We start from the raw sequence: 19110 nt of genomic DNA on the forward strand, positions 1-19110 counted from the left end.
ATGTCCAGATGTAAACAAAGAGAAAAGACCCCAACGATCGCTCCCTCAAGTTCCTAGGATCGCGACAAACCAGGGCCAATTTTCAATTGAATTCAATTCGATCGAATTAATTGTTTTTTCACTCACAGTCTGCAGCCGGGCAATTGCATGGAAACCCACATTGCTTCGTCACCGGAAGTCACCATGGCTTCGGAGACCACGCTGGGCGATCTTTTCGTCTCGCCGCCTGCGCGCGCGGCAGCGGGCGAACGGCTCGGCGTCTCGCTGGCCCTCGACGCCGGCTTCGCGCAGCGCTGGCTGGCGTCGCTGGGTGCCACGGGGCACCTGCCCGACACGTTGTTCGTGGGCGCCTGGGTGCTGCTGCAATCGCACTGGCTGGGCACGGCCCTGCCAGTGCCGGCGTCCGCCACCGCAGGCGCGTGGCTGGCCCAGTTCGACCTCGACCGGCGCGCCATGCAGCGCACTTCGGAAACCCTGCCGCACCTGCGGCACCTGCGGCTCGACGCCCGCACGGAACTGCCCGCGAGCCTGCATCTGGACGTCGACGCGCGCCTGATGGACGCGCCCTGCGCCACCCGCCTGCTCGCCGCCATCGCCGACACCGCTGCCGATCTGCTGGCGCGCCCCGACGCAGCGCTCGACACCATCCGCGCCCTGCCCGACGCCGACCGCGACGACCAGCTCACTGCATGGACCACACCGCCCGCCGCGCCCGACCTGTCGCTCACGGTGCCTGCCGTGTTCCGTCGCCGGGCCGCGGCCACGCCCGACGCGGTGGCGCTGGTGGAAAGCGACGAAGCCATGCGCTACGGCGAGCTCGACGCGCGCAGCGACCGGCTCGCACGGCGCCTGCAGCAATCGGGCGTGCGGGCGGGCGACAACGTCGGGATGGTGTTCGAGCGGTCGATGGCTGCCATCGTCGCCATGCTCGGCATCCTCAAGGCCGGCGCGGCCTATGTGCCCGTGCCGACCGACTTCCCGCCCGAACGGATCGCCACCATGTTCGACCAGGCCGGCGTGACCCGGGTGGTGACGACCGATGCGCTCGCCTCTCTCGTGCCGGCCAACCGCGCCGCCGTACGCATCGACGGGCCTGACGAAGACCCCGCGGACCTTGCACCGTGGACGCCGCCGGCCCTCGACGGCGAATCGCTGGCGTACCTCATGTACACCTCGGGTTCGACCGGCGTACCCAAGGGCATCGAGATCAGCCATCGCGCCGTCCTGCGGCTGGTGGTCGATGTCGACTACATCGAACTCGCACCCGGGCGCGCGATGCTGCACGCGGCGCCGCTCGCCTTCGACGCCTCGACGCTCGAAGTCTGGGGACCGTTGCTGAACGGCGGGCGCTGCGTAATCCACGACGAAGGGGTACCCACCGGCGCCGGCCTCGCACGCACCATCGCCCGCCACGAGGTGCACACCGCCTGGCTCACGGCCTCGCTCTTCAACGCCGTGGTCGACGGCGATCCGCAGCACCTCGCGGGCCTGGCGCACCTCTTCACGGGTGGCGAGGCGCTGTCGGTACCCCATGTGCAGCGCGCGCTCGACGCCCTCCCCGGGCTCACGCTCAGCAACGGCTACGGACCGACCGAGTGCACGACCTTCGCGACCACCCATCGCATCGAGCGCGCCGCCATCGCGGCGGGCCTGCGCTCGGTGCCGCTCGGGCGTCCGATCAAGGACACCGTGCTGCGCGTGCTGAGCCCGACGCTGGCCCTGCTGCCCAGCGGACTCGTGGGCGAGCTGTGCATCGGCGGGCACGGCCTGGCCCGCGGGTACCTGGGGCAACCCGAACTCACGGCCGCGCGCTTCGTGCCCGACCCGTTCGGCGCGCCCGGCGACCGGCTCTACCGCACCGGCGACCTCGCCCGCTGGCTGCCCGACGGCACCCTCGAGTTCATCGGCCGCATCGATGGCCAGGTCAAGATCCATGGCCACCGCATCGAGACCGGCGAGGTCGAGGCCGCGATCCTTGCGCATCCCGCCGTGCAGTCCTGCGCCGTGGTCGCGCGGCCCGGTCGCGACGGCCAGCTGCGCCTGGTCGCCTACCTCGTCGCACGCACGCAGAAGCTCGCGTGGGACACGCTGCGCGCGCACCTGGCGGCCCGCCTGCCCGCGGTGATGCTTCCGTCGGCGCAGGTGTGGCTTGCGCAACTCCCCGTCACGCCCAACGGCAAGCTCGACCGCAATGCCTTGCCCGAGCCGGCCGCCGAGCGCCCCGAACTCGCGCAGCCTTTCGAGGCCGCGCGCGACGCGCTCGAGCAGCAGGTGTGCGACGCCTTCGCGCGCGCGCTGGGCATCGACACGGCCGGGCGCAACGACAACTTCTTCGACCTGGGCGGCAGTTCGCTGCTCGTGCTGCAGGTGCTCGCAGACCTGCAGCGCGAGGGCGCGCCGCCGCTGTCGACCAACCTGTTCTTCCGCCATCCGACGCCCGGCGCCATCGCGGCGCAGTTGCAGCCGGCCCAGGAGACATCGCCGGTTCTGCAGCCCCTGCCCGTGCGAAAAGACGTTGCCCGCGCCGCCGCCGACGCCCCGGAACCGATCGCCCTCATCGCCACCGCCGGCCGCTTCCCCGGCGCGGGCGACGTGGAGCAGTTCTGGGACAACCTCGTGGCCGGGCGCGACACCGTCAGCTTCTTCGACGACGCGAGCCTGGACGCCGGCGTCAGCGAGTCGCTGCGCCGCGATCCGGCCTATGTGCGGGCACGCGGCGTGATCGACGGCATCGAGGGCTTCGATGCCGCCTTCTTCGGCCTCGGCCCGAAGGAAGCCGCGCTCATGGATCCGCAGCATCGCGTGTTCCTCGAGATCTGCTGGGAGTGCCTGGAGCGCGCGGGCTACGTGCCCGACGAAGCGCCGGGCCCCGTGGGCGTGTATGCGGGCACGTACAACGCCACCTACTTCCAGCGCCACGTGGCCTCGCGGCCCGACCTCGTGGAGGCCGTCGGCGAGTTCCAGGTGATGCTGGCCAACGAGAAGGACTACATCACCACCCGCGTGGCCAACCGGCTCAACCTGCGCGGGCCGGCCGTGAGCGTCAACACCGCCTGCTCGACCTCGCTGGTCGCCATCGCCCAGGCCTTTCACGCGCTGCGCACGGGCCAGTGCTACATGGCGCTCGCGGGCGGCGCGTCGGTCACCTGCCCGCCGCGCAGCGGCTACCTCTACAACGAGGGCTCGATGCTCTCGCCCGACGGCCACACGCGCAGCTTCGACGCGCAGGCCAAGGGCACCGTGTTCAGCGACGGTGCGGCCGTGGTGCTGCTCAAGCGGCTGTCCGACGCGCAGGCCGACGGCGACACCATCTATGCCGTGCTGCGCAGCGCCTGCGTCAACAACGACGGCGGCGCCAAGGCCAGCTTCACGGCGCCCAGCGTGGACGGCCAGGCCGCGGTGATCCGCGCCGCGCTGGCTGCGGCGGACGTGGACGCACGCAGCATTTCGTACGTGGAAGCGCACGGCACCGCCACGCCGATGGGCGACCCGGTCGAGGTCGAGGCGCTGGCCGTTGCATACGCCGAGCACACCGACGCGCGCGGCTACTGCACGCTGGGCTCGCTCAAGAGCAACGTGGGCCACATGGTCACGGCCGCGGGCGCCGCCGGCCTCATCAAGACGGCGCTGGCGCTGCACCACGAACTGATTCCGCCCACCGCGCATTTCACGGCACCGAACCCGGCGATCGACTTTGCGCGCACGCCGTTCCACGTCAGCAACCAGCTGCAGCCGTGGCCACGGGCCGACCTGCCGCGCCGCGCGGGGGTCAGCGCCTTCGGTGTCGGGGGCACCAATGCGCACGTCGTGCTCGAGGAAGCGCCGGCGCAGCCGCTGCGCGCCATGCAGCCGGGCGTCCATGTGCTGGCGCTGTCGGCCCGCTCGGAGGCCGCCCTGGCGGTCGCGGCGCAGCAGCTGGCGACGCACCTGGAAGAACAGCCCGGGCTGGGCCTCGGCGACGCGGCGTTCACCCTGTGCGTCGGCCGCAAGGCCCATGCCTTCCGCCGCGCCGTGGTGGCCGGCGATGCGGCGCAGGCCATCGAGGCCCTGCGCTCGGAGAACGCGGCGTGGCGCGTGAGCGACCGGATCGCCGAGCGCGCGCCGCAGCCCGTGCTGATGTTCCCGGGCCAGGGTGCGCAGTACCCGGGCATGGGCCGCGCGCTGCATGCCGGCGACCCGGTGTTCGCGGCCGCGTTCGACAACGCCTTGCGCGCCTTCGACGGCGCACTGGACTTCGACCTGCGCGAGCGCATGTTCGCCGCCGACCCGCAGGCGCTCGCGCCGACGGCCGTCACGCAGCCCGCGCTCTTCACGCTTGAGTACGCGCTCGCACGGCGGCTGCTGTCGCTGGGCCTGCGTCCGCACGCGCTCATCGGCCACAGCGTCGGCGAGTTCGTCGCGGCCGTGATCGCCGGCGTGATGCGGCTGGAAGATGCCGCCCGGCTCATCGCCCGCCGCGGCGCGCTCATGCAGGCACAGCCCGCCGGGGTCATGCTGTCGGTGCGGCTCGGCGCGGAGGCGCTGGCCCCTCGGCTCGCGGCCTCGCCCCAGCTCTCGCTCGCCGCGGAGAACGCACCCGGCGCCTGCGTGGCCGCCGGTCCGTCCGAGGCCATCGCCGAACTGCAGGCCGCGCTCGAAGCCGAGGGCGTCGCCTGCCGGCTGCTGCAGACCTCGCACGCCTTTCACTCCGCCATGATGGACGCCGCCGTGGCGCCCTTCGAAGCGCTCGTGCGCCAGGTGGCGCTGCACGCGCCGCAGATCCCGATCTACTCCACGTTCACCGGCCGCCTGCTCGAAAGCGCAGAGGCCACGAGCCCGGCCTACTGGGCGCAGCACCTGCGCGGCACCGTGCGCTTCTCGCCGGCCCTGCAGAACGCGGCGGGCGACGCCACCCATCCGGTCTTCGTGGAAGTCGGTCCCCGCAACACGCTGGCCGCTCTCGTGCGCCAGCACCGCCTGCCAGGCCTTGCCCCGGCATCGAAGGCCGGCGCCGTGGCGGTGTCGCTGCTGCACGGCGAACCGGCCGACGAAACCCGGACCCTGCGCCTCGCCGCCGCGCGCCTGTGGACCTGCGGCGCCGAGGTCGACCTCGCCCTGCTCGCACCGCGCGCCGGAGCCCGGCGCGTGTGCCTTCCCACCTACCCGTTCGAACGCAAGCGTCTGTGGGTCGACATCGCGCCTGCCGCGCCGGTGTCGCCCGCCCTTGCGCCTGTCCTGCCCCTTCTGTCTGTCCTGCCTGTTTCATTGGAGCCGATCGTGACCGCTGCCGCGCCCTCGCCTCACCTGCCCCAGCCTTCTCCCCAGCCGCCCGATGCGTCGCGCGCGGCGTCGGTCGACGCCCGATTGCGAGCCCTGTTCGAAGACATCTCGGGCATCGACATGGCGCAGGCCGAGGGCCACGCCCCGTTCGGCGAGATCGGCATGGACTCGCTCACGCTGACCCAGGCCGCCACGCAGATCAAGAAGCGCTTCAAGGTCGAGCTGAGCTTCCGCCAGCTCATGGAAACCTACCGCAGCTTCGACGCGCTGGCCGCATACCTGCTGCAGAGCCTGCCGCCCGAGGCCGAGCCGGTGGCCGCGCCCGTCACGGCCGACGTGCCTGCGACACCTGTGGTGCAAACCGCCATGCAAGCCCCATCGCAAGGGCTCCCGCAGCCCACCGGCCTGCTGAACCAGGTGATCGCGCAGCAGATGGAACTGATGCGCCAGCAGCTCGCGCTCCTGTCCGGCGCCGCCGTTCCGGTGGCGGCAGCGCTGCCCGTGGTGGCAGAGGCCGTGCCCGTCGCGCAGCCACAGCCACAGCCCACGGAGGCACCGCTGCGCTACGACGTCAACAAGGCCTTCGGCGCCATCGCCCGCATCCACACCCAGCGCAGCGCCGAACCCAGCGCGCGGCAGAAGGCGCGGCTGGCCACCTTCGTGCGGCGCTATGTCGAACGCACGCAGAAGAGCAAGCGCTTCACCGAGGAGAACCGCGCCCACATGGCGGACCCGCGCGTGGTCAACGGCTTTCGCCCGCTGACCAAGGAGATCACCTACCAGATCGTGATCGAGCGCTCCAAGGGCTCGAAGATGTGGGACATCGACGGCAACGCGTACGTCGACGCACTCAACGGCTTCGGGCTGAACCTGTTCGGCTGGCAACCCGATTTCGTGCAGGACGCCGTGCGGGCCCAGCTCGATGCGGGCTACGAGATCGGGCCGCAGCATCCGCTTGCGGCCGACGTGACCCGCCTCATCTGCGAACTCACGGGCAGCGAGCGCGCCGGCCTGTGCAACACCGGCTCCGAAGCCGTGATGGCGGCGCTGCGCATCGCGCGCACCGTCACCGGACGCAGCACGGTGGTGGCCTTCACGGGCTCCTACCACGGCACCTTCGACGAAGTGCTGGTGCGCGCCGGCAAGGGCGGCAAGGGCCTGTCGGCCGCGCCCGGCGTGATGAGCGGCATGTTCGGCGACATCCGCGTGCTCGACTACGGCACGCCCGAGGCGCTCGCCTTCATCCGCGACAACGCCGCAGACCTGGCGGCCGTGCTGGTCGAGCCGGTGCAAAGCCGCCGCCCCGACTTCCAGCCGCGCGAGTTCCTGCACGACGTGCGCGACATCACCGCGAAGAACGGCTGCTGCCTCATCTTCGACGAGGTCATCACCGGCTTTCGCACCGCGCTGGGCGGCGCGCAGGAACTGTTCGGCGTGCGCGCCGACCTCGCCACCTACGGCAAGGTGATCGGCGGCGGCTTCCCGGTCGGCGTGATCGCCGGCAAGCGCGAGTTCATGGACGCGCTCGACGGCGGCGCCTGGCAGTACGGCGACGACTCGATCCCGGGCGTCGGCGTCACCTACTTCGCCGGCACCTTCGTGCGCCATCCGCTCGCGCTCGCCGCGGCCAAGGCCTCGCTCATGCACCTGAAGGAGGCCGGGCCCGCGCTGCAGGCCGGGCTCAACGCCAGCACGACCGCCATGGCCGCGGAACTCTCGGGCTGGTGCGAGGAGGTCGGCGCGCCGCTCGCGATCCGTCATTTCTCGTCGCTGTGGCGCGTGAGCTGGCTCGAAGACCACCCGCTGCAGGACCTGCTGTTCGCCATGATGCGCAGCCGCGGCGTGCACATCCTGGACAACTTCCCGTGCTTCCTCACGAGCGCGCACAGCGCCGAGGACATCGCTTTCATTCAGAGCGCCTTCAAGGAATCGGTCGCCGAGATGCAGGAGTCCGGCTTCCTTCCGCGCCGCGCTCCCGCCCCCACCCGCTTCGATGCGCGCAAGCCCGTCGAAGACGGCAGCGTGCTGGCCCGCGACAGCGACGGCCGGCCGTTCTGGCACGTACCCGAAGACGCCGCCTCGCACGAGCGCCTCATCAACGGAAAGGCCGCAGCATGAACGCCGCACTCAAGCCCACCGCGAGTGGTGGCCTCGTCGAATGCATCATTCCGACGACCGAATCGCAACGCGAAATCTGGCTCGGCGCCACGATGAGCACCGAGGCCTCGATGGCCTACAACGAATCGGTCGTGCTGCGCCTGCGCGGCATGCTCGACGGCACGGCCCTGGCGCGCGCCACCGACCGCCTGCTCGAGCGCCACCAGGCGCTGCGCGCCACGATCTCGCCGGACGGCACCTTCATGCTGGTCAGCCCCGCCGGCGGGAACCACCTGGTCCGGCAGGACCTGGGCGGGCTGGCGCCGGAAGCCCTCACGCAGGCGCTGGGCGCGGCCCACGCCGAGGCGGTGTGCACGCCGTTCTCGCTCGAACACGGTCCGCTGTTCCGGGCGGTGCTGTACCGCCTGGGCGATGCCGAGCACGAACTCGTGATGTCGGCGCACCACGTGGTCTGCGACGGCTGGTCGTGGGCGGTCATCACCGAGCAGCTGGGCCATCTCTATGCCGAAGAAACCGGCACCGGGCTGAAGCTCAAGGCCGCGCCGCTGTTCGCGGACTTCGCCGCCGAGGAAGCCGTCGCCGCCGCGAGCCCCGACATGCAGGCGCACATCGACTACTGGCTGGCGCGCTTTTCCGGCACCACGCAGCCGGTGCTCGACCTGCCGCTGGACCGCCCCCGCCCGGCCGCCCGCACCTTCAACTCGCGCCGCGCCGAACGCCTGCTCGACCGGCGCGTGGTCGGCGCCGTGCGCACCGCGAGCACCAAGGCCGGCGTCAGCCTGTTCACGGGCCTGTTCAGCGGCTTCATCGCGACGCTGCACCGCCTCACGGGCCAGGAAGACATCGTCGTCGGCATCCCGACCTCGGGCCAGCTCGCGCACGACGTGCCCGGCCTCGTCGGCCATTGCGTGAACCTGCTGCCGCTGCGCATCGCCGTGCATGCCGCCACGCGCTTCGACGCGCTGATGGACGAATGCAGCACCGCCGTGCTCGACGCCTTCGACCACCAGGCCCTCACCTATGGCGCGTTGCTGGGCCAGTTGTCGCTCGTGCGCGACCCGAGCCGGCTGCCGCTGGTGAGCGTGGCCTTCAACGTGGACCCCGACGTGGCGAGCAGCGCGCAGGCGTTCACCACGCTGGACGTGGTGCAGGACACCATCGCCCGCCGCTACGAGAACTTCGAACTCTTCGTGAACCTGCGCCCGCACGCCGGCAGCCTGCAGATCGAGGCGCAATACAACACCGACCTGTTCGACGACGTGAGCGTGGAGCGCTGGCTCGACATGTTCGAGTGCGTGCTGCAGTCGGCCGCGCACAAGCCCGACGAAACCATCGGCGGGCTCGAGGTGCTGTCGGCCGGCGCCGCGCGCGCGCTGCTGGCGCTGCAGCCCGCGCGCGTGCCGCTGCGCGGCGCGCCGCTGGCGCATGCCGGCTTCGTGGCGCGCGTGCCGCTGCAGCCCCACCGCCCGGCGGTGCGCGACGGTGCGCGCAGCTGCAGCTACGGCGAACTCGATGCGCTGTCCAACCGCCTGGCGCGTGCGTTGCGCGCGCGCGGCGTGGGCCGCGGCCAACGCGTGGGGCTGTGCCTCGAGCGCAGCCTGGAGATGGTCGTCGCGATGCTGGGCATCCTCAAGGCGGGCGCGTCCTACGTGCCGCTGGACACCGCGTTTCCGCAGGCGCGGCTGGACCACTACGCCAGCGACGCCACCCTCAGCCTGATGCTGACCTCGTCCGACATCGCGGTGGCGCCTCGCGACTGGCGCGCCGACGCCGAGCAGCGGATCTTCGAGATCGATCGCGACACCGCCTGGCGCCACCTGTCGGGCGACGCCCTGCCGCCGAGCAGCGACGACCCGGGCTCCGAAGACGCCGCCTATGTGATCTACACCTCCGGCTCGACCGGCCTGCCCAAGGGCGTCATTGCGCACCACCGGGGCGTGGCGCACCTGCTGCAGTGGATGCAGCGCGAATCGGGCGTCGGCCCGTCCGACCGCATCGCCGCCGTCACCACGCTGTCGTTCGACATGGCCGTGCCCGACCTGCTGCTGCCGCTGGCAACGGGCGCCGAGCTCGTGATGGTGCAGCGCGAGGTCGCCATGGACGGCAACCGCCTCTCGCAGGCGCTCGACGACGAACAGATCACGCTGCTGCAGGCCACGCCCGGCATGTGGCAGCTGCTGCTCGATGCCCAGTGGGCCGGCGGCACGCCCGGCTTCCGCGGCTGGACCGGCGGCGAGGCGCTGCGCCCAAGCATGGCGCTGGCGCTGTGCGAGCGCATGGAAGGGCTGTGGAACGGCTACGGCCCGACCGAGACCACCGTGTACTCCACGGCCTGGCATGTGCGCCCCGAAGAGATCGCTTCGCGCGGCGTGTCGATCGGCAGGCCCGTCGACAACACCGAGATCTGGATCCTCGATGCCGACCTGCAACCGTGCCCGATCGGCGTGCCCGGCGAAATCTGCATCGCGGGCGAAGGCGTCGCGCTGGGCTACCTCGACCGCCCCGCGCTGACTGCCGAGCGCTTCGTCACGGTGCGCATCTTCGGCACCACGAAGAAGGTCTACCGCTCCGGCGACCGCGGCCGCTGGCGCAACGACGGGCTGCTCGACCACCTCGGCCGGCTCGACTTCCAGGTGAAGGTGCGCGGCTACCGCATCGAGCCCGGCGAGATCGAGGTGCGCTGCTGCGAAGTCGCCGGCGTCTCGCGCAGCGTGGTCGTGGCCCGCGAGGACACCCCCGGCGACGTGCGCCTGGTGGCCTACCTGGCGCTGGTGCCGGGCGCCGGCTTCGACCTCGATGCGCTGATGGTGCACCTGCGCAAGCACCTGCCGGCCTTCATGCTGCCGCAGCACGTGGTGACGCTCGACGCCCTGCCGACGCTGCCCAACGGCAAGGTCGACCGCGTCTCGCTGCCGCCGCCGCAGGCGGTGGCACGCGACGAAGTGCGGCGCGGCGCCGGTCCGCGCAACGCGCACGAGCGCCAGGTGCTCGCGATCATGGAGAAGGTGCTGAGCCTGCCCGGCCTGGACATGCACGACAACTTCTTCACCATGGGCGGCCACTCGCTGCTGGCCGCGCGGCTCACCACGCTGCTGAGCCGCGAGTTCCAGGTCACGCTGCCACTGCGCTCGCTGTTCGAGGCGCCCACGGCCGAGAAGCTGGCCGCGGTCATCGAGGCCCTGCAGGGCGCGGGCGTCGGCCTGCAGGCGCCCATTGCCTGCCACCCCGATCGCCGCAGCGCGCCGCTCACGCCCTCGCAGGAACGCATCCGCTTCATGGAGCAGCTGTACACGGGCCGCTCGGTCTACAACGCCCCCTCGGCGCAGCGGCTCACCGGCAAGCTGGACGCGGCGCGCTTCGAAGGCGCACTGCGCGAGATGATCCGCCGCCAGCCCTCGCTGCGCACGTGCATCGGCTTCGACGAGGACAGCGGCCGGCCGATCCAGTCGATCGCGGCGTCGGTGGAATTCACCTTGCCGCGGGTCGACCTGCGCGGCCTGCCCGCTGACCAGCGCGAGGCCGAGCTGGCCGAGCAGATGCAGGTGCTGGCAGACCAGCCGATCGACATCCACAGCGCGCCGATGATGCGCGCGACCCTGTTCCAGCTCGACGACAACGAGCACGTCTTCCTGTTCGTGCCGCACCACCTGATCTGGGACGGCTGGTCCTTCGACCTGATGCAGCGCGAGCTGGGCGCGTTCTACGACGCCGCCGAACGCGGCCGCCCCCATAACCTGCCCGCGCTCGCCACCACCCACGGCGACTATGCCGAGTGGCTGGAGAAGTGGCTGACCGAGCCTGCTTGCGAGGAGCAGCTCGCGTTCTGGCGCGGCCGGCTCGCGGGCGCCAAAGCCGTGCGGCCGCCCCGGACCGACATGCCGCGCCGCGCGGGCAAGAGCGGCCAAGGCGGCGCGCACTGGATCCACATCGACCTGCAGAGCACGCAGCGGCTGCGCGAGGTGGCGCGCGACATGGACGTCACGCTCAGCATGCTGACCTTCGGCATCTATGCGCTGACCATGGCCCAGGCGACCGGCAACGACGCCATCGTCATCGCGAACCCGGTGCGCGGTCGCCAGCAGGCCGAGACCGAAGACGTCATGGGCTTCTTCAACAACGTGCTGCCGGTCTCGCTCGCGGTCGACATGGCGCTGCCGCTGCCCGACTTCATGCGCTACGTGAAGCAGGAGCTGCTGTCGATGATGAACCACCAGCAGGTGCCTTTCGAGCGCCTGATGGCCGAGCCCGGCTATGCGGGGCAGATCAAGCACGCCGGGCCCTACCAGGCGATGTTCTCGTTCCAGGACGCACGCGAACGCGCGCGCACCGTCGGCAGCCTGCAGACCCGCCAGGTGCACGTGATGCAGCACGGCGCCACCGACGACATCGGCGTGTGGCTGATGGACAAGCCGCACGGCCTGGAAGGCGCGCTGCTCTACAACGCCGACGTGTACCTGCGCGAGACCGGCGCCCAGCTGCGCGAGCGTTATCTCGAAGTGCTGGCCCGCGTCGCCGACCATCCGGAGGCCACGCTCGCGGAAATCGCCAGCACCGAAGGCTCGCCCAGCGCGCGCTATCTGCGCAAGCTGGCAGCCGAAGATACGGACAAGAGCGCGCCGGTCGATGACAGCGACAGCGACGCGCGCGAGGCGAAGCGGGGCCTGCTCAGCCCCGAGCACGCACAACTCGCGCAGATCTGGGCCGACGTGATCGGCATCGACGTCGACGAGATCCGCGCCAGCGACAACTTCTTCGACCTCGGCGGCGACTCGCTGCTGGTGCTGCGCGCCGTGCAGCAGGCCGCGCAGACGCTGGGGCACCGCGTGGAGCCGCGTCGCTACCTGTTCGAGAACCTCGGGCAGATCGCCTCTTCGGCGCACGGCACCCCGCACGGCGTGCCCTCGGACCTCGCCGACCTGGCCGCAGGCACGGCCGTGCATGCGCAGCGCGGCGGGCTGCTCGGCGCACTCGGCAGCTGGCTGCGCAAGGGGTGACCATGACCAGCGCCGCCAGCGCACTGACCATCGACGCACCGGTCTGCCGGTACGTCGACCTGGACAACTTCACCGACGCCCTGGCCGCCCGGGTCCTGTCGGACGACGAGCGCGCGCGCGCCGGGCGCCTGCGGTTTCCCGTCGACCGGCAGCGCTTCGAGGCGGCCCATGTCGCGCTGCGCCAGGCGCTGTGCGACCACACCGGCCTGCCGCACGCCGCGCTGGCACTGACCACCGGCGCCTTCGGCAAGCCGTCGCTCGCGGGCCATCCGCGCACCCAGTTTTCGCTGAGCCACAGCCAGGGCCTGGCCTTGATCGCCATCGGCGGGCGCGGGCCCTTGGGCGCCGATGTCGAGCTGCTGCGCCCGGTGCCGGATGCGGCATCCCTCGCGGCGGCGCATTTCACACGGCGCGAGCAGGAGGCACTGGCCGCCCTGCCCGCGCACGAACGCGACCGCGCCTTCCTGACCTGCTGGACCCGCAAGGAAGCCTGCCTGAAGGCCATCGGCGTGGGCCTGCTGGTGTCGTCGCAAAGCTTCGAGGTGGGCCTGGCGCCGGACTGCCGCAGCGTCGAGCTGCCGGTGGCCGGCCGCACGCTGGTGCTGGTGCTGGGGCCGGCACCCGCGCGGGCGGACAGCGTGGGCTCGCTCGCCGAATGGCGCCACACCGAAGCCCGCGTCCAGGCCTCGGGGGCCGGCTTCGAGGGCGGTCCCATGGGTCCCATGCCCTCCCTGAGCGCGCTCAGGGGAATGGCCGACGCGCGATGCGCAGGGGGTGTCGCATGACCCTCTTCACGCCGCTCATGTTCGGACCGGCCTCGCGCCAGGTCTTCGGCCTGTTCCACGCCCCCGACGAAGACCGCGGCGAACACACCGCGGTGCTGCTGTGCCCGCCCTTCGGGCAGGAGGGCCTGCGCACCCATCGCTTCTTCAAGGTGCTGGCCGAACGCCTCGCGCGCGCCGGCGTCGCCACCCTGCGCTTCGACTTCTACGGCTCCGGCGACTCGCCGGGCGACGAGAGCGAAGGCGAACTCGACGGCTGGCGCCGCGACCTGTGCGCCGCGCACGAGGAGTTGCGGCGGCACGCGCCCGACGCCGCCATCGTGTGGATCGGCGCGCGGCTGGGCGCCACACTGGCCGTGCTGGCCGCACGCAACGGGCTGTGCGATCCGGCGCGGCTGGTGCTCTGGGAGCCGGTGATCGACGGCCAGGGCTATGCGCGCCTGCTGCGCGAGCGGCATGTCGCGGCGATCGACACGACCTTCTGCATCCCCGACCTGTCGTGGCGCCGCAGCCTCGAGCGGGAGCCGGACGCGCTGCCAGAAGAAGCGCTCGGCGTGCGTCTCTCGCCGGCGCTGCAGGCGCAGCTGCGCGCCCTCACACCGCAATCGCTGCCGCTCACCGCGCTGCACGAGACCCTGGTGCTGGCCCCGCCCGACGACACGCCCACCGCGCAATGGGCGGCCGAGCAGCAGTCGCGCCACATGCCGGTGCGCCTGGCCTACCTGAGCCATCCGCTGGACTGGACGTCCGACCCCTATCCGCACAGCGCGATGGTCCCGGCCGATGCGCTCAGCCGCCTGCAGGGAGCCATCCATGAGTGACCTGACGCAAACCCCGGTGTGCTTCGGCCCCGGCAACGCACTGATGGGCATGCTCACCGTCCCCGCGCAGCGGGTGCCGGCGCCCGTCGCCTGCCTGATGTTCAACATGGGCGCGAACCACCGCGTCGGGCCGCGCCGCATCAACGTGAAGCTGGCGCACGTGCTCGCCGCGCGCGGCGTGAGCAGCCTGCGCTTCGACCTGGGCGGCATCGGCGACAGCGACGCGCTGGACACCGGGCCCGACCTGCAGACGCGCGCCGTGCACAGCCTGCAGGCCGCCATGGATGTCGCGCAGCGCATGCTGGGCGTCGGCCAGTTCGTGACCGTGGCCATGTGCTCGGGCGTGGAGCACGCCATGTCGGCGGCCGCGGTGGACGCGCGCATGGTGGCGCTCTCGCTGTTCGACGGCTTTGCCTTTCCCCAGCGGCGCACGCGCTGGGAGCTCACGGTGCGCCGTGCGCTCGCGGCGCCGCTGCACCCGTCGTTCCCGGGCAAGGCACGGCGCTGGGTGCTGCGGCATCTGCCGGGCAACACGGCCACCCAGGCGCTGCCGGGCTACTTCGTGGACCGGCGACCGCCCAACGTCAATGCGCTCTGGTTCGAAGCCACGATGAAGCGGCTGGTCGAACGCGAGGTGGCGGTGCAGCTCCTGTACTCGGGATCGCTGCACGTGTGCGACCGCGACCGCGACCAGCTCGGCGCCCTGCGCCGTGAACCGTTCATGCAGGGCCTGCAGTACGAGTTCATGCGCGAGGTGGACCACACCGTCTGCACGGTGAAGGGCCAGCAGCTCTTTCTGCAATCCGTCGGCGACTGGGTCGCCGCGCACTGCCTGGCCACCCCCGGCCCCGAGCGGAAGGGCCGCCCGGCGGCAGGCACCCCGCGCGCCATGGCGGCCACGCTGGCCGCGCCTTGAAACAACAACCGAAGCCAAGGAGAGACTCATGAAAACCGTCACCCCAGCGAATCCGCGCGGCGAGCGCCTCCTCGCCACCGAGGGCGCCCGCGCCCTGCCCGGTGGCCGCTTCCGGTCGCGCGCCATGGCGCTGCTGCTGTCGCTCGGGTTGTGCGGCTGCGCGCCCGGCTTCGGCACGCCGGGCCCGCTGCAATCGGGCAACGGCACAGCCGGCGGCACCGGTCGGGTGGAGGCCATCACGCCGGAGCTGATCCGCGCGCAGCTCGCCCTGAACACGGGCCTCCCGCCCGAGGTGAAGGCGTTGTTCGGCCGGCCCTCGGCCTACACCATCGGGCCGGGAGACGTGGTGGGCATCACCGTCTACAACAACCCCGAGCTGCAGCCCAACCTGGGCGCGGTGATCGCGCAGCAGAGCGACCCGACCGGCGTCACCGTGGCGCCGGGCTTCATCGTCGATGCCGCGGGAGAGATCAGCTTTCCCTACATCGGCCGCACCCGGCTGCAGGGGCTGACCGAGAGCGGCGCGTCGGAGCTGATCGCGAACCGCATCGGCAAGATCATCAAGGCGCCCCTGGTCAGCGTGCGCATCCAGTCGTTCCGCAGCCAGCGCGCCTATGTCGAGGGCGAGGTGCGCACGCCGGGTCTGCAGATCTTCACGGACATCCCGATGACGCTGTCCGAGGCACTCAACCGCGCGGGCAGCATCACCGCCGTGGGCGACCGTTCGCAGGTGATGCTCACGCGCGGCGAGCGCACGGTGGCCATCGACATGCTGCAGCTCAAGCGCTTCGGCGCCGACGCCAACAACATTCCGCTGCGCAACGGGGACGTCGTGTACGTCGGCAGCCGGGACGACAGCCGCATCTACGTGATGGGCGAGATCGTGCGGCCCTCGGCGCTGCTGATGCGCAACGGCCGCATGAGCCTGAACGAGGCCCTCGGCGATGCGGGCGGGCCCGACCTGTTCTCGGCCGACCCCGGACAGATCTACGTGATCCGCAACTCGCCGCAGACGTCCGACGCGCCGCAGATCTTCAGCCTGAACGCGAAGAACCCGACCGCGCTCGCGCTGGCCGACCGCTTCGAGCTGAAGCCGCGCGACGTGGTCTACGTCGACCGCGTGCCGCTGGTCTCGTGGAACCGGGTCGCCAACCTGATTCTTCCCGCCGCCCAGGTGGTCAACCTCGCGCGCGACACCGCCCGCAGCAGGTAAGCCGCACGGCGCCCCGGCCCGAAAACGAACAAGAAGGTGAAGCCCATGAATGCGCGTTGGTACCCCCCGCTTCCCGCTCCTTTCAGCCCGGAACCCGAGCGCGCCCACTCGCGGTTCAAGGAGCACGTCGACCTGCTGCTGGACAACCGGTGGCTGATCGCCTCGGTGACTGCCGTGGTGCTGGTGCTGGGCGCGGGCTACGCGCTCTTCGGGCCGCGGGTGTACGAAGCCAACGTGCTGATCCAGCTCGAGGATGCCGACCGTGCGCCCGCCGGCGCGGGCGATGCCGCGGTCAACGGCGTGGGCGTGAAGACGCCGACCTCGGGCGAGGCCGAGATCCTGAAGTCGCGGCTGGTGCTCGGCCAGGCGATCGACAACACCAAGCTGTTCATCGAGGCGCGGCCGCACTACATCCCGGTCGTGGGCGCCTTCATGGCGCGGCATTCGAAGACGCTGTCCACGCCGGGCTTCTTCGGCCTGCGCGGCTATGTGTCGGGCACCGAGCAGATCGCGGTCGCGCAGATGGACGTGCCGCCGGCCCTCGAGGGCAAGAAGTTCCTGCTGACTGCCGGCACCGACGGCAAATACACCCTGACGCACCCCGACCTCGACACGCCGCTGCAGGGCCAGGCCGGCGTGCCGCTGGACAGCTCGGTGCCCGGCGGCACGGTCCACCTGCTGGTGGCCTCGTTCGACGCCCGGCCCGGCGGCGCCTTCGAGCTGACGCGGCATTCCACGCAGCTCACCATGCTCGAGCTGCAGCGCGAGCTGCGCGTGATCGAGAAGGGCAAGCAGTCCAGCGTGATCGATGTGAGCTGGCAGACCGACGACCGCGCCCATCTGGCGAACCTGCTCAACGAGGTGGCGCGCCTGTACATGCGCCAGAACATCGACCAGAAGACCGCGCAGGCCGAGCGCACGCTGGACTTTCTGGGCACCGAGCTGCCCAAGTTCAAGCAGCAGCTGGAACAGTCCGAAGAGGCCTACAACCAGTACCGCAACCAGAACGGAACCATCAGCCTGGACGACGAGGCGCGCAACGCGCTGTCGCAGAACGTCGACCTGCAGGCCAAGCTGCTCGACGCGCGCCAGAAGCGCCTCGACCTGGCGAGCCGCTTCACCAGCGCGCACCCGATGCTGATCACGCTCGACGCGCAGATCGCCTCGTTGCGCAGGGAGCTGGGCGGCGTGGACACCCGCATCCGCCGCATGCCGATGCTGCAGCAGAACTCGCTGCGCATGCAGCGCGACATCAAGGTCAACACCGAGCTCTACGCATCGCTCCTGAACAGCTCACTGCAGATGCGCCTGGCCCGCGAAGGCCGCATCGGCAACGTGCGCGTGCTCGACCAGGCGCTGTCGCCGGAGAAGCCGGTGCGGCCCAAGGCGGTGATCGTGATGGCGCTGGCGCTGGTCGTGGGGCTGTTCCTGGGCGCGCTCATCGCGATCCTGCGCAAGGTGCTCAAGAACACGGTCGCCACCCCCGACGAGATCGAGATGCGCACGGGCCTGAACGTCTACAGCACGATCGCGCTCAGCACGCGGCAAGGCGCGCTCGATCGCGCCATCCGCCAGGGCCGGCCCGGGCTGAAGCTGCTGGCGGCCCAGCACCCGGACGACCCGGCGCTCGAAGGCGTGCGCAGGCTGCGCACCACGCTGGGCTTCCTGACGGCCGCGGCACCGAACAACCGCATCCTGCTGACCAGCGCGACGCCGGGCGCGGGCAAGACCTTCCTGTCGACGAATTTCTCGGCCGTGCTGGCGACCTCGGGCAAGCGCGTGCTGCTGATCGATGCCGACATGCGCCGCGGCACCGTGGCGAGCCAGTTCGGGCTGAAGCCCGCCGCCGGCCTGTCGGAGCTGATCGCCGGCACCTGCACGCTCGCACAGGCGGTTCACGTGCAGGTGCTGCCGCACCTGGACGTGATCACCACCGGCAAGCTGCCGCTCGATCCCGCCACGATGCTGGGCGCCAGCGCGTTCACGCGCTTGCTGGAAACCCTCTCGGCGCTCTACGACGCCGTGGTCGTCGATGCACCGCCCATCCTGCTGGCGACCGAGACCGTGGCGATGGCGCCGGACATGGGCACGCTGATGCTCGTGGCCCGCGCCGGCGACAGCGAGCTGGGCGACCTGGTGGAGAGTGCGAAGCGGCTGGCGCACGTGGGCGCGTCGTTCCACGGCGTGGTGCTCAACGCGCAGGACGCGCGGCAACGCCACAGCGCCTACGGCTACGACTACGGCCCCCACCGCCTGCCGCCGAACATCTATCCGCCCGCGCTGGGGCACACCGCCCACGCCGAACCGGAGCGCGCGACATCATGAGCACGCACCTGTCACGCACGCCGCAGCGTACCGCCGCCCGCCCCGTGCCGGTGGGCGGCTCGCGGCTCCTGCAGGTTGCCAAGCGCACGATGGACATCGTCCTGGCGGGCGCCTTCTTCCTGTTCCTGGGTTGGGCCTACGCGCTGATCGCCGTCGGCGTGCTGCTGACCTCGGGCGCCCCGGCCATCTACGTGCAGCCGCGCTACGGCCGCAACGGACGGATCTTCCGCTTCTACAAGTTCCGCACCATGGCGCCCAACGCCGATGCCGTGCTGGCGCGGCACCTGCGCGAGAACGACGCGGCCCGGCGCGAATGGGAGAAGTTCCAGAAGCTCGAACACGACCCGCGCATCACGCGCTTCGGTGCCTTCCTGCGCCGCTACAGCATCGACGAATTCCCGCAGTTCTGGAACGTGCTCAAGGGCGACATGAGCATGGTCGGCCCGCGCCCGTGCATGTTTGCCCAGAAGGAACTGTACGGACCCTACTGGGCGTACTACTGCGCCGTGCGCCCGGGCATCACCGGCCTGTGGCAGATCAGCGGGCGCAACGAAGTGAGCTACCGCCGCCGCGCGGCCATGGACGCCGAGTACGTCGCCACGCTCTCGCTGCTGCGCGACCTCGTGATCCTGCTGAAGACCTTCCGTGTCGTGCTCGGAGCGCGCGGTTCGCGCTGAGACCC

8 protein-coding genes are annotated in these 19110 nt (G+C 71.3%); all 8 read left to right on the forward strand.

Annotated features, from left to right (window positions below; translation table 11 throughout):
* Positions 1-183: 183 nt before the first annotated feature.
* From RZE79_RS18770 to RZE79_RS18805, 8 genes are read left to right on the forward strand one after another with little or no spacing between them, the layout of a single operon-like run.
* On the forward strand, positions 184-7377 hold the full coding sequence (locus RZE79_RS18770) for a polyketide synthase (RefSeq protein ID WP_319355880.1): 7194 nt from the start codon (positions 184-186) through the stop codon (positions 7375-7377).
* Positions 7374-12371, forward strand: coding sequence for a non-ribosomal peptide synthetase (locus tag RZE79_RS18775; protein WP_319355881.1), 4998 nt, complete (start codon positions 7374-7376; stop codon positions 12369-12371). Before RZE79_RS18770 ends, RZE79_RS18775 begins: the two co-directional genes overlap by 4 nt.
* A gap of 2 nt (positions 12372-12373) precedes the next feature.
* Positions 12374-13156 (forward strand): 4'-phosphopantetheinyl transferase superfamily protein, encoded by a 783-nt coding sequence (locus tag RZE79_RS18780; RefSeq protein WP_319355883.1) that lies wholly within the window; start codon positions 12374-12376, stop codon positions 13154-13156.
* The gene (locus RZE79_RS18785) at positions 13153-13974 is read left to right on the forward strand and encodes an alpha/beta fold hydrolase (RefSeq protein ID WP_319355885.1); all 822 of its coding nucleotides are present in this window, start codon (positions 13153-13155) and stop codon (positions 13972-13974) included. Before RZE79_RS18780 ends, RZE79_RS18785 begins: the two co-directional genes overlap by 4 nt.
* Positions 13967-14890: a hypothetical protein gene (locus tag RZE79_RS18790; RefSeq protein ID WP_319355887.1), complete on the forward strand. Its 924-nt coding sequence runs from the start codon at positions 13967-13969 to the stop codon at positions 14888-14890. The genes RZE79_RS18785 and RZE79_RS18790 overlap by 8 nt, the downstream gene beginning before the upstream one ends.
* Before the next feature lie 28 nt (positions 14891-14918).
* Positions 14919-16103 carry a polysaccharide biosynthesis/export family protein gene (locus tag RZE79_RS18795; RefSeq protein ID WP_373696489.1) on the forward strand — a complete coding sequence of 395 codons (1185 nt, stop codon included), beginning with the start codon at positions 14919-14921 and terminating at the stop codon, positions 16101-16103.
* 45 nt (positions 16104-16148) lie between these two features.
* Positions 16149-18428, forward strand: coding sequence for a polysaccharide biosynthesis tyrosine autokinase (locus tag RZE79_RS18800; protein ID WP_319355888.1), 2280 nt, complete (start codon positions 16149-16151; stop codon positions 18426-18428).
* Positions 18425-19105 carry a sugar transferase gene (locus tag RZE79_RS18805; RefSeq protein WP_319355890.1) on the forward strand — a complete coding sequence of 227 codons (681 nt, stop codon included), beginning with the start codon at positions 18425-18427 and terminating at the stop codon, positions 19103-19105. The genes RZE79_RS18800 and RZE79_RS18805 overlap by 4 nt, the downstream gene beginning before the upstream one ends.
* Positions 19106-19110 lie beyond the last annotated feature (5 nt).

The organism is Variovorax sp. EBFNA2 (assembly GCF_033802765.1).
Taxonomy (GTDB): Bacteria; Pseudomonadota; Gammaproteobacteria; order Burkholderiales; family Burkholderiaceae_C; genus Variovorax; species Variovorax paradoxus_H.

Coding starts and splice junctions, on each gene's coding strand:
- RZE79_RS18805 (WP_319355890.1), top strand. CDS start 18,425: ATGAGCACGCACCTGTCACGCACGCCGCAGCGTACCGCCGCCCGCCCC.
- RZE79_RS18785 (WP_319355885.1), top strand. CDS start 13,153: ATGACCCTCTTCACGCCGCTCATGTTCGGACCGGCCTCGCGCCAGGTC.
- RZE79_RS18780 (WP_319355883.1), top strand. CDS start 12,374: ATGACCAGCGCCGCCAGCGCACTGACCATCGACGCACCGGTCTGCCGG.
- RZE79_RS18775 (WP_319355881.1), top strand. CDS start 7,374: ATGAACGCCGCACTCAAGCCCACCGCGAGTGGTGGCCTCGTCGAATGC.
- RZE79_RS18770 (WP_319355880.1), top strand. CDS start 184: ATGGCTTCGGAGACCACGCTGGGCGATCTTTTCGTCTCGCCGCCTGCG.
- RZE79_RS18795 (WP_373696489.1), top strand. CDS start 14,919: ATGAAAACCGTCACCCCAGCGAATCCGCGCGGCGAGCGCCTCCTCGCC.
- RZE79_RS18790 (WP_319355887.1), top strand. CDS start 13,967: ATGAGTGACCTGACGCAAACCCCGGTGTGCTTCGGCCCCGGCAACGCA.
- RZE79_RS18800 (WP_319355888.1), top strand. CDS start 16,149: ATGAATGCGCGTTGGTACCCCCCGCTTCCCGCTCCTTTCAGCCCGGAA.